This is a genomic window from Streptomyces sp. AHA2 (assembly GCF_036857595.1).
Classification (GTDB): domain Bacteria; phylum Actinomycetota; class Actinomycetes; order Streptomycetales; family Streptomycetaceae; genus Streptomyces.
Genome location: NZ_JAUQWJ010000010.1, coordinates 270,326 through 284,310, shown reverse-complemented (window position 1 = coordinate 284,310; position 13,985 = coordinate 270,326). Strand labels below are relative to the sequence as shown.

13 protein-coding genes are annotated in these 13,985 nt (G+C 73.8%); 10 read left to right on the top strand and 3 right to left on the bottom strand.

The window, feature by feature from the left end:
* The 7 genes from Q5694_RS22200 to Q5694_RS22170 all read left to right on the top strand — a co-directional run.
* Positions 1 to 824 (top strand): acyltransferase domain-containing protein (locus Q5694_RS22200; RefSeq protein WP_333934955.1); only part of this gene is annotated, 824 nt, incomplete at its 5' end.
* Positions 817 to 1,938 (top strand): DNA alkylation repair protein, encoded by a 1,122-nt coding sequence (locus tag Q5694_RS22195; protein WP_333934954.1) that lies wholly within the window; start codon positions 817 to 819, stop codon positions 1,936 to 1,938. The genes Q5694_RS22200 and Q5694_RS22195, both read left to right, overlap by 8 nt.
* The gene (locus tag Q5694_RS22190; protein WP_333934953.1) at positions 1,935 to 6,056 is read left to right on the top strand and encodes an aminotransferase class I/II-fold pyridoxal phosphate-dependent enzyme; all 4,122 of its coding nucleotides are present in this window, start codon (positions 1,935 to 1,937) and stop codon (positions 6,054 to 6,056) included. Before Q5694_RS22195 ends, Q5694_RS22190 begins: the two co-directional genes overlap by 4 nt.
* Positions 6,057 to 6,158: 102 nt before the next feature.
* Positions 6,159 to 6,461, top strand: a complete 303-nt coding sequence (locus Q5694_RS22185) for a hypothetical protein (RefSeq protein WP_333934952.1) — start codon at positions 6,159 to 6,161, stop codon at positions 6,459 to 6,461.
* On the top strand, positions 6,458 to 7,627 hold the full coding sequence (locus Q5694_RS22180) for a class II histone deacetylase (protein WP_333934951.1): 1,170 nt from the start codon (positions 6,458 to 6,460) through the stop codon (positions 7,625 to 7,627). Before Q5694_RS22185 ends, Q5694_RS22180 begins: the two co-directional genes overlap by 4 nt.
* Positions 7,624 to 8,454, top strand: a complete 831-nt coding sequence (locus Q5694_RS22175; RefSeq protein WP_333934950.1) for a thioesterase II family protein — start codon at positions 7,624 to 7,626, stop codon at positions 8,452 to 8,454. Before Q5694_RS22180 ends, Q5694_RS22175 begins: the two co-directional genes overlap by 4 nt.
* Before the next feature lie 22 nt (positions 8,455 to 8,476).
* The gene (locus Q5694_RS22170) at positions 8,477 to 10,045 is read left to right on the top strand and encodes an MFS transporter (protein WP_333934949.1); all 1,569 of its coding nucleotides are present in this window, start codon (positions 8,477 to 8,479) and stop codon (positions 10,043 to 10,045) included.
* Positions 10,046 to 10,125: 80 nt separating this feature from the next.
* On the opposite strand, the gene Q5694_RS22165 is transcribed toward Q5694_RS22170, so the two are convergent.
* Complete coding sequence (locus tag Q5694_RS22165; protein WP_333934948.1) at positions 10,126 to 10,566, bottom strand: VOC family protein; 441 nt, start codon at positions 10,564 to 10,566, stop codon at positions 10,126 to 10,128.
* Positions 10,567 to 10,748: 182 nt separating this feature from the next.
* Here Q5694_RS22165 and Q5694_RS22160 point away from each other — a divergent pair, with 182 nt between their 5' ends.
* Positions 10,749 to 11,096 (top strand): VOC family protein, encoded by a 348-nt coding sequence (locus Q5694_RS22160; protein ID WP_333934947.1) that lies wholly within the window; start codon positions 10,749 to 10,751, stop codon positions 11,094 to 11,096.
* 44 nt (positions 11,097 to 11,140) lie between these two features.
* Here Q5694_RS22160 and Q5694_RS22155 read toward each other — a convergent pair whose 3' ends face one another.
* Positions 11,141 to 11,734 (bottom strand): TetR/AcrR family transcriptional regulator, encoded by a 594-nt coding sequence (locus Q5694_RS22155; RefSeq protein ID WP_333934946.1) that lies wholly within the window; start codon positions 11,732 to 11,734, stop codon positions 11,141 to 11,143.
* 429 nt (positions 11,735 to 12,163) lie between these two features.
* Here Q5694_RS22155 and Q5694_RS22150 point away from each other — a divergent pair, with 429 nt between their 5' ends.
* A complete protein-coding gene (locus tag Q5694_RS22150) occupies positions 12,164 to 12,946 on the top strand; it encodes a 4'-phosphopantetheinyl transferase family protein (protein WP_333934945.1) in 783 nt (260 codons plus the stop codon).
* Between the two features lie 46 nt (positions 12,947 to 12,992).
* On the opposite strand, the gene Q5694_RS22145 is transcribed toward Q5694_RS22150, so the two are convergent.
* Entirely contained in the window at positions 12,993 to 13,262 is a 270-nt protein-coding gene (locus tag Q5694_RS22145) for a DUF3253 domain-containing protein (protein WP_333934944.1), read from the bottom strand.
* 288 nt (positions 13,263 to 13,550) lie between these two features.
* Here Q5694_RS22145 and Q5694_RS22140 point away from each other — a divergent pair, with 288 nt between their 5' ends.
* Positions 13,551 to 13,952, top strand: a complete 402-nt coding sequence (locus tag Q5694_RS22140) for a hypothetical protein (protein ID WP_443040917.1) — start codon at positions 13,551 to 13,553, stop codon at positions 13,950 to 13,952.
* Positions 13,953 to 13,985 lie beyond the last annotated feature (33 nt).

Below are 13,985 nucleotides of genomic sequence, written 5' to 3'. Positions count from 1 at the left end.
TGGGGGATCTGCTGCGTTTGGCGGTGGTGCGTGGTGGGTTGATGCAGTCGCAGCCGGGTCGGGGTGCGATGGCGGTGGTGCATGCGGATGTGGATGTGGTGCTGGGTGTGGTGCCGCGGTTCGCGGGTGTGGAGGTGGCGGCGTTCAACGCGCCGAGGTCGGTGACGGTGTCGGGGCCGGCGCAGGCGGTGGAGCGGTTCGTGGCGGGGTCGGGGTTGCGGGCGCGGCCGTTGGTGGTCAGTCACGCGTTTCACTCGGCGTTGATGGAGGGTGCGGTGCAGCCGTTCGCCGAGGCGGTGGCGGGTGCGGTGTTGTCGGCTCCGCGGGTGGCGTTCGCGTCGTCGGTGACGGGTGGGTGGCATACGGCGCAGTCGGCGGTGGATCCGGGTCATTGGGGGCGTGGGGTGCGTGAGCCGGTGCGTTTCGGTGATGCGGTGGGGTTGCTGGGCGGGGTGGGTGCGGGTGTGGTGTGGGAGATCGGTGCGCAGCCGCAGTTGACGTCGTCGGCGCGTGCTTCGTGGCGGGGGGAGCAGCAGCCGTTGTGGTTGACGACGTTGCGGCGTGAGCGGGTCGATCAGCGTGAGATGCATCAGGCCCTGGCCGCCTACGCCGATGTCGTCCCGGGTGCGATCGACTGGGCCGGAGTCCATGCCGGCAAGGGACACCGGACCATGACCCTGCCCACCTACCCCTTCAACCGAAAGCGGTACTGGGTGTCCCCACCCCCGCACACCCCCGGCAGCGCCGTCCCGAACCACCGTCAGGACCTGCAAGACGGGCAACACCCGCACCACCCGAACGAGAGGCACCAGCACCATGGCTAGCGAGTACGGACTGAAGCGTCACTTCAACGGCGAGGCCGCCCGGCTCATCGGCGGCAAGATCCGAGCCGTCCACCCCGACTTCGATGTGGAGGACTATGCGGCCGAGGTCGACAAGCGCATCCCCGGACTGGAGCTGAAGGACCGCGTCCTGGTCCTCGCGGAAGGGCTGCGGGCGCGCCTGCCCGAGGAGTACACGAAGGCCGTGCCGATCCTCCTCGCCATCCTCGAGGACGAACTCGCCGAGGGCGAGGGCATGTTCAACAGCAGCTGGTTCCTGATGCCGGTGGCCCGCTTCGTGGAGGAGTACGGCCTCGGCCACCCCGAGCTGTCCCTCGACGCCATCGAGGAGATCACCAAGCGGCACACGGGCGAGTACGCGATCCGGCCGTACCTCGAACAGCACTACGAGCTGACCATGGACCGGGTGGCCCGATGGGCCCTCAGCCCGAGCCACAACGTGCGGCGGCTGGCCACCGAGGGCGTCCGTTCCCGGCTTCCCTGGGCCCGCACGCTCACCGTGTTCGTCAAGGATCCCCACCCGGTCCTGGAGATCCTCGAACCGCTGCGCAGCGACCCCTCCGAGTACGTGCGCAAGTCCGTCGCCAACAACCTGAACGACATCTCCAAGGACCATCCCGAGGTCGCACTCGCCACCGCGCTGCGCTGGCTGGAGGAGAGTCCCACCCCCGAGACCCGGTGGATCGTCAAGCACGGGCTGCGCACCCTCGTGAAGAAGGGCGACCAGCAGGCCCTGGCCCTCCTCGGGGCGACCGGAGGCGAGCACGTCCTGGTGCCCCGGCTGCGGATCGCCCCGGACGCCGTGACCGTCGGCGACACCCTCGTCATCGACTTCGACATCGAGAACACCGACGACCGCCGGCACAGCATCGCCATCGACTACGTGGTGCACCACGTCCGCAAGAACGGGCGCAGCATCCCCAAGGTCTTCAAGCTGACCACCCTGGAACTGGGCCCCGGTGAGAGGCGGACCCTGGAGAAGTCCCACCCGATCAGGGAAGTCCAGACGCGCAAGTACTACCCCGGCGAGCACGCCGTCGACATCCAGGTGAACGGCCTCGTGCGGGCCAGCGGGCGTTTCGGGTTGCGCACGTGAGCGCCCGCCGGATCACCCTGAGGGCCGCCGATCCGCTGGTCGCCGACCACCGGATCGGCGGCGTCCCGGTCGTGCCCGCCGCCGCGCAGATCGACGCCCTGCTCTCCGCCTGCGACGCCGACCGGCCCGACCGGGTGTGGACGCTGGAGCAGCTCGCCTTCAGTACGCCGCTGACGGTCCCCGGCACCGAAACCGGCATCGAGGTGCGGGGCACCGGGGACGGGCGGTACGCGGTCCGCTCGGTGCCGTCCGTCCCCGGCGCCGAGCCGGTCGAGCACAGCACCGCCCGGGTGTCCGGCGCCCCGCTCCCGCCGCCCCGCTACGTCGACGTGGCCGGGCTCGGGGCGGGCTGCACCCAGCAGGTGCCGCTGGCGGACATCGCCGCCTGGCGGGACGCGAGCGGCATCGCGTACGGGCCCGCCTACCGGGTGATCCGGTCGGCGCACCGGGGTCCCGGCCGCATGCTGCTGATGCTCCGCGCCGAGGACGGCCCCGGCGGCGCTGCGCCGCCCCCGTTCGTCCCGCCGCCGCTGCTCGACAGCGTCTTCCAGGCGCTCGGGATGCTCGACGACGGCTCGGCCGGGGCCTGCCTGCCGTGGTACGTCGGCCGGCTGGTGGCCCGCCGCCGTGTCTCCGGCACGGTGATCGCCGTGATCGAGCGGGACGAGCCCGGCGGCGGCGGTGGCGCGCCCGGCCGGGGCGTACGCGGCCGGGCCGTGGTGTGCAACCAGCAGGGAGAGGTGCTGCTGGAACTGGACCGCATCACTCTCAAGGCCGCCGGCCCCGCGAGCCCGCCCGCGCCACCCGCTCCGGCCTCCGCACGTGTCCCGGTCACCGGGTCCGCGCCGGCCACGGCGTCGGCACCGGCACCCGCCCCGGCCGCCACCCGGTTCCCGGCTCCCGCGCCCGCCCCGGCCGCCTCACCGGCGTCCGCCCCGGCGGCCCGGTCCGGTCGCGTTCCCGCGGTGCCCGCCGTGGGCGGCCGGGCCTGTGACGAGCCGGCACCGGCGGTGGTCCCGACGACCGAGACCCTGGTCTGGCTGAGGGCGGACCCGTTACCCGCGCGTCCCGCCGGACCCGGCACGGCGGCCGAGGCCGAGGGCGCCGTCCTGGTGGTGGCGGCGCACGCGCCCCGAGCGCCCGAGGGCCGGCGGGTCCTGCACCTGACGCCGGACCAGGTCGTCGGCGAGGGCCTCGGCGACCTGCCGGACGGCACCACCGTGCGGGAGGTCGTCTACGTGGCGCCCGACGGGCCCGCCGACGACGCGGCTGCGGCGACCGAGGCCCTCCAGGGCGTCTTCGCACTGGTCCGTCGGCTCGCCGCCCGCCCGCCGATGCCCGACCTGCTGATCGTCACGGGCACCGCGCACGCGGTGACGGAGGGGGAGACCGTGGACCCCTTCATGACGGCGTTGTGGGGCCTCGGCCGCACCCTGCGCGTCGAGCACCCCCGCAGCAGGATCCGTCTCGTCGACCTCGGTTCCGGCCGGGGCGCGACCGTACCGGAGGGCGAGGAACGGCCGCCCCTGTGGGAGGCACTGCGCCGGGACGGTTCGGAGCTCGCACTCCGCGACGGCGATTGGTACGAGCCCTCCCTGCTGCCGGCGCCCCCGGCACCCGCCCGCGACGTGCGGTACCGGGGCGGACGCTTCCTCATCACCGGGGGCATGGGCGGCATCGGCCTGCGCGTGGCGGAGTTCCTCGCGGACGAGGGCTGCGCCGGGCTCACCCTGGTCGGGCGCACCGTCCCGGACCGGGGCGAGGCCCGCGAGCGCCTCGACCGGCTGGCCGGGCGCTGCGACCTCGACGTCGTCGCCGCGGACGTCCGTTCCCTCGGCGAGGCGGTGTCCGGGCCCTTCGACGGGATCTTCCACGCGGCGGGTGTGCTCCGCGACGGGCTCGCCCGCAGTCTGACACCGGACCGCGTGGACGCCGTCCTCGGCCCCAAGGTCGGCGGCGTACACGTCCTCGCCGACCTCGTCGCGGACGGCGAGCACCCCGGTTTCGTCGCCCTGTTCTCCTCGATCGCGGCCGTCCGGGCCAACCTCGGCCAGAGCGCCTACGCCGCGGCCAACGGCTACCTGGACGGCTACGCCGCCCGCCGTCGAGCCGAGGGCCTGCCCTGGTACAGCCTCGGCTGGGGCCTCTGGACGGTCGGCATGGGCGAGGCCGTCGCCCCCAAGGCCGCCGCGCACGGCATCGCCGCACTGGGCGAGGACGACGGCATCGCACTGCTCCGCACGGCCCTGGGCCGCCCGCCCGCGCACTACGTACTCTCCGCCGCGAAAGCGAAGGACGCACCCATGACTGCTGTCACGCCCGACGCCGGCCTTCGGCCCTCGCTCACCCTCGCCCTCAGCAGGATCCTGCACGTCGAGTCGGTCTCCGCCGACGACGACCTGCTGGAACTGGGCCTCGACTCCATGATGGCCGTCGAACTGGCTGCCGCGCTGAGCACCGACGGGCTCGACGTGGATCCCATGGTGTTCTTCGAGCACACCCGGGTCGGCGCCCTCCTCACCCACCTGGAGACCCTCCCGCGCGGCACCGTGACCGCGGCGGCCGCGGAGCCCTCCGCCGTCCCCACGCTGCGCGCAGCGCCCTACGAGACACCCATGACGTCGACCGCACCGGCTCCGGCGCCGGCCGTGCGGGCCCCGGCGCAGCCGCCCGTACCGGAGCCGGCCGCCGTCCGGGGCGGTGGCGACGGCTTCGTCCCCGACTGGGACCGCTTCCGCGCCGCGGAACCCGCGCCGCCGATCCCCGTGGCGCGGGTGGCCCCGGCACCGGCGCCCGCCGCGGTGGCACCCGTCCCCGCGAGCCCCGCCACCGCCTCCGCCGGACCGTCCGCCCTCGGCCCGGAACCGGCCGCCGGGACGCGCCCACCCCGGCGGACCCTGCCCGGCCGGCTGGCCGACGCCCCGCACGGCACCTTCCTCGACCGCCGCATCGACGCGCTGTCGGCCGATGACCGCAGGATCGTCGCGCAGGGCGAGTACTTCTACGAGCCGGTGATCGAGGAGGCCTCCGGCTCACGCATCAAGTTCGACGGCCGCTGGTACCTCAACTTCGCCTCGTACAGCTACCTCGGCCTCATCGGGCACCCCTACATCGACGACCAGGCACTGCGCGCCGTCGAGCAGCACGGGACCGGCGCGCACGGCGTGCGGCTGCTGGCCGGCACCCTGCACCTGCACCGCGAGCTGGAGCTGGCCCTCGCCCGCTTCCTCGGCGCGGAGGACGCCATCGTCTTCTCCAGCGGCTACATGGCGAACGTGGCCACCGTGGGTGCCCTGGTCGGCCCCGGCGACACCGTCATCGGCGACGTCTACAACCACGCCAGCATCCTGGACGGGTACCGGCTGTCCGGCGCGAAGGTCGTCACCTACGCCCACAACGACCTCGCCGACCTCGAACGAGCCCTGCGCAAGGCGGGCGACGGCGGCCGTCTGGTCGTCACCGACGCCGTGTTCAGCATGGACGGTGACGTGGCCGACCTGCCCGGCATCCTGGAGCTGTGCGAGCGCCACGACGCCCCGCTGATGGTCGACGAGGCGCACAGCCTGGGCGTGCTGGGCGACACCGGCCGGGGCATCACCGAGCACTTCGGCATCGACCCGGACCGGGTCCACGTCAAGATGGGCACGCTCTCCAAGACCGTGCCGAGCGCGGGCGGCTACGTCGCGGGCTCCCGTGACCTGATCTTCGCGCTGAAGAACAACGCGCGGGGCTGGATGTTCTCGGCGGCGGCGACGCCCGCCCAGGTGGCGGCGGCCAAGGCGGCCGTCGAGGTGATGGCCGCCGCACCGAACCTCCCCCGCGAGCTGAAGGCCAGGACCACCCGGTACCGCGACCAGTTGCACGCCCTCGGGTTCGACACGCTGGCCAGCGAGACGCCCGTCGTCCCGCTCGTGTGCGCCACCGCCGACCAGGCCGTGGCCATGGCGCGGCTGTGCCAGCTCGACGGGCTGTTCGTCCAGCCGATCGTCTACCCGGCCGTGCCGCGGACCCTTCCCCGGCTGCGGACGATCGTCAACCTCAGCCACACCGACGCCGATCTGGACGCGGCGGTCGTCACGCTCGAGAAGGCGGGCCGCGCCTGCGGCCTCATCCGCTGACCGCCCGGGCCGCCCGGCCCCGGTCCCGGGGACCGGGGATCACCCTGCACACGCATCGACCGATGCACCGACCGATGTACCGCGAACAAGGGGGATACGACCATGACCGACACCACGGCGTTCTTCGGAGCGGTTCTCAAGACCATCGCCTCCACCCGCGACCACGGCAGTGACCCGGAGGCGTTCGCGTCCGGCGTGGCCGAGCCGGCGGCGCGCATCCGCGCGCTGGAGAAGGAGATCGGCGAAAGGGGACTGACCCCCGCCGAGGCCGAGGAGATCCTGCGCCTGCTGGAGACCACGCTGAGCACCAAGCGCACGCCCGACGAGGAGCGCGAGTACTACCTGCAGTACATCGAGAAGGTGTCCGGCGTCAGCCGCGCCTCGCTGGGTGTGTCCGGCTGGTGAGCGGCTCGCGTCTCGCGTGGTTCAGCCACGAGATCTGCTTCTGGCACGACCCCGGCGCGGGGTCGGGGTACGTGCCGGTCGGACCGGGCGTCGAACCGCTGCGGCAGTTCGCGGTCGACCCCGATCTGCGGCGGGCCGAGGGGCTGGTCAAGGCGACCGGGGTGATGGACCGCTACAGCGCCCTCACCCCGGCGCCCGCCACCGACGAGGAACTGCTGCTCGTCCACCTGCCCGGCCACATCGAACGCGTCGAGGCCGCCTCGGCGGCCGGCGCGGGCGACGCCGGTGTCTACGCCCACGTCAACTACCACAGCGCCCGGGCCGCCCGGCTCGCCGCCGGGGCTTGCGTCCAGGCGGCGCTGGGCGTCCTGGACGGCCGGTTCGACCGCGCCTACTGCCTGGTGCGCCCGCCCGGCCACCATGCCGAACCCGACAGGGCCATGGCGCTGTGCCTCTACAACAACCTGGCGGTGGCCGCCCGTGCGGCCCGGCGCCACGGGGCGCGGCGGGTCCTCGTCCTCGACTGGGACGTCCACCACGGCAACGGCATCCAGCGCACCTTCTACGAGGACCCCGACGTCCTGTACATCTCCGTTCATCAGGACGGGCTGTTCCCGGCGGCGTCGGGTCTCGTCATGGAGACCGGTGCCGGCGCGGGGACGGGCAGCACGCTCAACGTGCCGCTGCCCGCCGGCTCCGGCCACGGTGCCTACCTGGCGGTGATGGAGCGGATCGTGGAGCCGGCCGCCCGCGCGTTCGCCCCCGACCTGATCCTGGTGGCGGCGGGCGTCGACGCGGGCGGCCACGACCCGATGGGCCGGATGATGTGCACCAGCCGGACCTTCCACGCCATGGCCTCGGCGATGTGCCGCCTCGCCGGGGAACTGACCGGCGGCCGGGTCGTGTTCGCCCACGAGGGCGGTTACTCGGCGTGGTACCAGCCGATGCTGGTGCTCGGGACGGCCACCGGGATCGCCGGGCTGCCGGCTCCGGAGGACCCGTTCCTGCACTCCCTGGAGCACCTGCCGGGGCAGCGCCTCCAGCGCCACCAGGAGCGGGTGATCCGGCACCTGGAGGAGCACCACCCGCTGCTGGCCGGCCGGCCGGCCGCCGAGCGGCCCGTGCCGGCCGGACACGCCGTGTCCGGGGACGCGGGGCCCTCATGAGCGGCTGGTGGATGAGGGCGGGCAGCGGGGCCCGCCGGGCGGCGGGCGGCGGCTCGGGGTCCGCGCCCTGGGCCCGCCCGCGGTTCCGGCTCGTGGCGCTCCCGCACGCCGGCGGGTGGCCGTCCGCCTTCCGCTCCTGGTGGCAGGTGCTTCCCGAGGACGTCGAGTGCGTCGTCGCGCAGCTGCCGGGCCGGGGCGCGCGCATCAACGAACCGCTGCTGCACCGGGTGGAGCCGATGGTCGACGCCCTCGCCCGGGAGCTGGCCGAGCTGGAGCCGCTGCCGTACGCGGTCGTCGGCCACAGTTTCGGCAGCGTGCTCGGGTACGAGCTGACCCGCGCCATGGAGGCGAAGGGGCTGCCTCCGGCGCTGCTGGCGGTGTCGGCGCGGCAGCCGCCGTGCTTCCCCAGCGAGCCGCCCTTCGCCCACCGCAGGACCGACGCGGAGCTGCTGCAGCACCTGACGGACATCGGCGGGATGTCCCCGGGCCTGATGGGCCGCGCCGACCTGGTCGGTCCGTCGCTGCGGGCGATCCGTGCCGACCTGGAGGCGATGGAGACCTACCGGCGGCCCCGTTCCGGCACGGGAGTCCCGATCCTCGCCCTCGGAGCGGTGGACGACCCGGTGGTGATCGGCGACCGGATGCACCTGTGGTCGCTGGAGACCTCCGGCGCGTTCGGCCACCGCACCTTCACCGGCGGCCACTTCTACCTCTACACCCCCGCCAACGCGGCGGCCGTGGCGGCACTCGTGCTGCCCGCCTCCGCCGTGCCGCTGCCCGCGGCCTCCTCGACCCCCTCGCCCGACGTCCCCGTCGGGCACCGATGAGCACGATCCCGAAAGGAACCCCGTGAGCACCGAAGACGACACCCCCACACAGGCGGGGCCACGCGAGTGGCTGGGTCTGGCCGTACTGGCGCTGCCGACCCTGCTGCTCTCGATCGACGTGAGCGTCCTGCACCTCGCCGTGCCGCACATCAGCGCGGCGCTGGACCCCTCGGCCTCCCAGATGCTGTGGATCATCGACATCTACGGCTTCCTCATCGCGGGCTTCCTGGTGACCATGGGCACCCTGGGCGACCGCATCGGCCGCCGGAAACTGCTGTTGATCGGTGCCGCGGCGTTCGGCGTGGCCTCGCTGGCCGCGGTCTACGCCGACGGCCCGGTCACGCTGATCGCGGCACGCGCGGCGATGGGCCTCGCCGGAGCCACCCTGATGCCCTCGACGCTCGCCCTGATCATCAACATGTTCCGTGACCCCAAGCAGCGCGGTGTGGCGATCGCCGTCTGGGTCACGATGTTCTCCGTGGGCATCGCGCTCGGGCCGGTGGTCGGCGGCGCCATGCTGGAGTACTTCTGGTGGGGCTCGGTCTTCCTGCTCGGCGTGCCGATCATGGCGCTGCTGCTGGTGGCCGGTCCGCTGCTGCTGCCGGAGTACCGTGACGAGGAGGCCGGCAGTCTCGACCTGACGAGTGCGGCGCTGTCGCTGGCCGCGATACTGCCGGTGATCTACGGCTTGAAGGAGATCGCCAACGACGGGTTCGGGGCGGTCCCGGTCACCGCGCTCGTCGTGGGCCTGGTCGTCGCAGTGCTCTTCGTCCGCCGGCAGAGCACCCTGCAGAGCCCGTTGATGGACCTCGCGCTCTTCCGTACGGCCACGTTCCGCACCGCGCTGGTGACCCTGCTGCTCAGCATGCTGGTGGCGGGCGGCACCTACCTGACGGTGACGCAGTACCTGCAGCTCGTCGGCGGACTGACCCCCATGAAGGCGGGTCTGTACCTGCTGCCGGCGGCGTTCGCGCTGATCGTCACCGCGGTCCTGTCCCCGATGGCCGCGAGCCGCTTCCGTCCCTCGTACGTGGTTGCGGCCGGTCTGGTCGTGTCGGCGATCGGCCACGTGACGCTGGGCCTGGCCGACAGCTCCTCGGGCATCGCCCAGGTGGTGACCGGCTTCGCCTTCGTGTACGCCGGCGGCGGCCCGCTGATCGCGCTGGGCACGGACATCGTGGTCGGCTCGGCCCCGCCGGAGCAGGCCGGTTCGGCGGCGGCCCTCTCGGAGACCAGCACCGAACTCGGCATGGCGCTGGGTGTGGCGCTGCTCGGCAGTCTCGGCGCCGCCGTCTACCACGCCGGTGTGGAGATCCCGGCCGGGGCTCCGGAACACGCCGGGGACTCGCTGGCCGCAGCGGTCGACGTGTCGCAGGGCCTGCCCGCGGACATGGCGTCGGGTCTGCTCGCGTCCGCACGGGACGCCTTCACCGACGGCCTGAACCTCATCGGAGGCATCGGCGCCGTCGTGGCGGTCGCCTCCGCGGTCCTCGTGGCGGTCGTCGTGAAGCTGCCGCCCACGGGCGCGGACGCCGACGACTCCGGCGCCGTCACCGACGACGCCGTGCCCGCCGTCGGTGTGGAGGGATAAGGGGAGGGCGCTTCGCACGTCCCTCAGGTGAGGGACGGCCCCTGATGCGGCCCGCGTCGTCACGACGCGGGCCGCATCCGTCATGCCCCGGTGCCGGAGCCGTCCTGGTAGGCGTCGACGTACTCGCCGGTGGGAGCGATGGGGGTGATCACGTCCACCAGGACCCCGTCCGGGGCGGCCAGGATGAAGTGGCGCTGCCCGAAGTCCTCGCTGCGCAGGTCGAGTGCGACCCGGAGCCCGGCCTCCCGCACCAGCCGGGTGTACTCGGCGTCGACGTCCGCCACCTCGAAGTTGAGGAGGACGCCGCCGGCGGGGCGGCGGTGGCCCTCGGGCACGGTGGGATGGCTCGCCGAGACCAGCGCCAGCTCGTAGTGCGGTGGTTCGGGCCGGCGCAGGCTGACGTACCAGTCACTCGTGTAGGTCGTCTCGAACCCGAAGTGCGCGCGGTAGAAGGCCACGGACTCATCGATGCGTTCGCTGCAGAGCACCGGATAGAAGCTGGTCAGAGCAGAGGAGGTCATGACGGCACCGTTCTGGGTGGGGCACATGGTCGCCCGTGTCAACGAAGCCCGCGCCCCGGCGTCACGCTGACGGGTGACCTCGCCGTCGCCGGCTCGTTGTCCTCTCAGGGGCGCGTTGACATACCTGCGGTATGGCTTTAGCGTCGACTGACATACCGTCGGTACGCGAGCGGAGCCTCTCCATGCTGACCAGTTTCTGTCCGGTGATCTGCACCTCGCGCATGGACGAGTCCCGCAGCTTCTACGGCGAACTCTTCGGCTTCACCGCCGCCCATGCGACCCCCTGGTACACCGCCCTGGCCGGGTCCGAAGAGCGCCACCCCGTGCTCGCCCTGCTCGACCACACGCACCCCGCCCTGCCGGAGTCCCTCCGCACCCCCGTGCGCGCGGTCCGGCTCACCCTCCGCGTGACGGACCGGGCGCCGGTGTGGGAGAGGGTCGGCGTCCGGGCGGCCGTCCGGTCGGGGGAGCGGCGGCGCACCGCCGTCGTCGACCCCAACGGGGTCCGGCTCGACGTGGTGACGGCCTGACCCGGGCGGAACCCACCCGGCGGGCAGCCCTCGCCGACGGACCGTCACTCGGCCCGCAGCGCCTCCAGTATCCGCGTCAGCGCCTGCCGTGTGGCCTCCAGGTCGGCGGCGTCCTCGGAGGTGGCCAGCCACAGTGCCGCCTCGTTCATCGCGCCGGAGAGCAGATGCGTCAGCGGTGCCACCGGCTGTGCCGGGACGGTGCCCTCCAGGACCAGCGCGCTGAGGGCGCTGGCCAGATGGCGGCCGGAGGTCGCCTCGGTCATCGCCCGCCAGCTGCGCCAGCCGAGCACGGCCGGTCCGTCCACCAGCATGATGCGCTGCACCGAGGGTTCCGTGGTGGCCCTGAGGAACGCGTGGCAGCCCGAGGTGAGCTGGCTCCAGGAGTCCTCCTCGGCGTCCGCCGTCGCCGCGACGTGGGCGGCCACCTCGTGCTGGACCTCTTCCAGCACCGCCCGGAAGAGCGCGGCCTTGCTCTCGAAATAGTGGTAGAGCGCCCCCTTGGTGACACCCGCCGCCCGGACGACCTCCGACAGGTGGACGGAGGCGTATCCCTGGGCCGAGAAGAGCCGACGGCTCTCGCGCACGAGGGAACGCCGAGTCTGTTCGCGCTGCTGTGCCCGGACCCCGTTCCCCACCATGCGCCCCCGTCCTCCCCCTGGCCTGCCGCGACCTCGTCCACACGGTACTCGGTGGCCCTCGCGGACCCGTCGCGGTCCTCGCCGGCCGCCCCTGTGCCGCGGCCGGGGGAGCGGGACGCCGTCACCGCACCGGCGCGCCCGAGTGCCCCGCCTGCCGACTCGTCAGCGGTCCACAGAAGTATGGCATTTCGGCCTGTGAGCCGACGTGTTCCTCCCTCCCGCGACGAGGACCGCGCACCGGGAGGGCCGCCGGCCGGTGCCCCGCCCGGGGCATCGCGCCGGCCCCGCCGGAACCGGCCCGGGTTCCGCTAGTGTGCCCATGAAGCGGGCGGTACCCGGAACCGCGACGCCCCGGTGGCAGCGGCGCGTGATCCGTCGGGCACACCGGACCGGGGGACCGGGAACCGACACTGCGATGGAGAACCCCACATGCATCAGGTACCGGCGACGGGTCACCGGGAAGCCGGGCCCGGCACACCCGCTCCCGGCGAGTGCCACCTGTGGCACGTCCCCGTGCGGGAGCGTCCCGACTGGCTGCCGATCCTGAGCCGCGAGGAACGCGCCACCGCCGACCGTTTCACCCGGGTCCGCGCCCGCCACGTCTTCACGACCTCGCGCGCGGTCCAGCGCCTCGTCGGCGCGCACTACCTCGGGCTGCCGCCCGGTGACGTGGTGATCACCCGCCACTGCCACCGGTGCGCAGCCCCGACGGCCGCCCCGCACGGCCGGCCCCGCTTCGCTCACGGCACCCCGCCCCCGGTCGACTACTCCGTCTCGCACACCGAGGAGCACCTGCTCGTCGCCGTGACCGGACACGGGGCGGTCGGCGTCGACATCGAGGGCCCCGGCTCGCTCCGGGACGTCGACGGTCTGGCCAGGGCGGCACTGACGACGGCGGAGAGGGAACACTTCGGGACGCTGTCCGCCGGGGACCGGGCCCGCTGGCTGCTGGCCGTCTGGACGCGCAAGGAAGCGGCGATGAAGCTGACCGGTCTCGGACTGCGCGTCAACCCCCGCGAACTGGACGTGCGCGGTCCACTGCTGTCCGCCGGCTCGGTGCCCGAGTGGCCGGACACCCCCGTCCACCTGTACGACCTGCCGGCCCCTGAAGGCCACGCCGCGGCGCTCGCGTCGACCGTTCCGATGACCCGGACGCGCACCTGCGCACTGCCGGCCGCCGCCGACGCGGGCCCCCGGCCGGCGAGGCGGTGAGACGACCGCCGGACGCGTCAGCCGTCAGGCGCGGGTCCGGACGGCATCAGGCGCGGCGGATCCGGACCGGGCCGCGAGCCTCGGCCTGCGTGACGGGCCGGCCGGCCTGGGTGACCTGGACCTCGCCGGCCGCCACCAGCCGCCAGGCCGCCCGGCGGGCCGGCTCCATCAGCGTCCGCCAGCCGTCGTCGTCGCTCTCGTAGACCTCGCGCGCGGCGTCGGACGGGCAGATGGAGGCCGTGGCCGCACGTCGCTCGAGCAGGTCCACGATGGCCCGCTCCAGTCGCCGGCCGAGCTGCCGGTCCCTCTCCGTCACGCGTTCCAGTCTGGCACCGTTCCCGCCGACCCGGCGCGATGATCGCCGGGGCACGGAGCCGCGCCGGGCCGCCGGGGGGCCGGAAGCGGCTGTGCCGGGTGGTGACAGGGCCTGGAGTACGGTGGGGGACACCAGCACCTTCTGCGCCGGTACCCTCCGGCCCCGGACCGTCGCCTCGTCTCCGGCGCGTCCCTTCGCTCGCGCTCCCTCCACAGCACGTCGACCGTCCGCACTGGTTCAGCCCGTGACCCCGGCCGCGCCATCCGCATCCAGGCCGAGGAGCCCCGCATGTCGTCCCTGCCGCAGACGCTCACGGCGGGTCACGCCGTCCGGCCCCGGGCCACGACGGCGTCTCCCCCTTCCCGCCGGGCCTTCCCGGCCCTGTGCCTGCTCACCCCGGCCCTTCCGTTCGCACCGGGCCGGGCGATCGGCGGCAGCCGGCTGTACGGCGAGACCGCCCTGCTGTGCGCAGGCATCGTGCGCAGGGCATCGCTCCACCACGTCACCCGGAGCGTCAACTCCCAGTGCCACCTGATCGGTGAGCGCCCGTTGCGCACCCGCCGGCACGACCGGGCCACCGACCTGTGGCCCCTGGCGCTGTCGTCGTTCGGCGGAAGCCGGCACACCCTGCACCACGCCCACCCCACCAGCGCCCGCAGTGCCGAGCGCGTCGCGGCCCGTCGCCCGTGACGCGTCCCCCTCCCCCCGACAGACGGCAGGAGC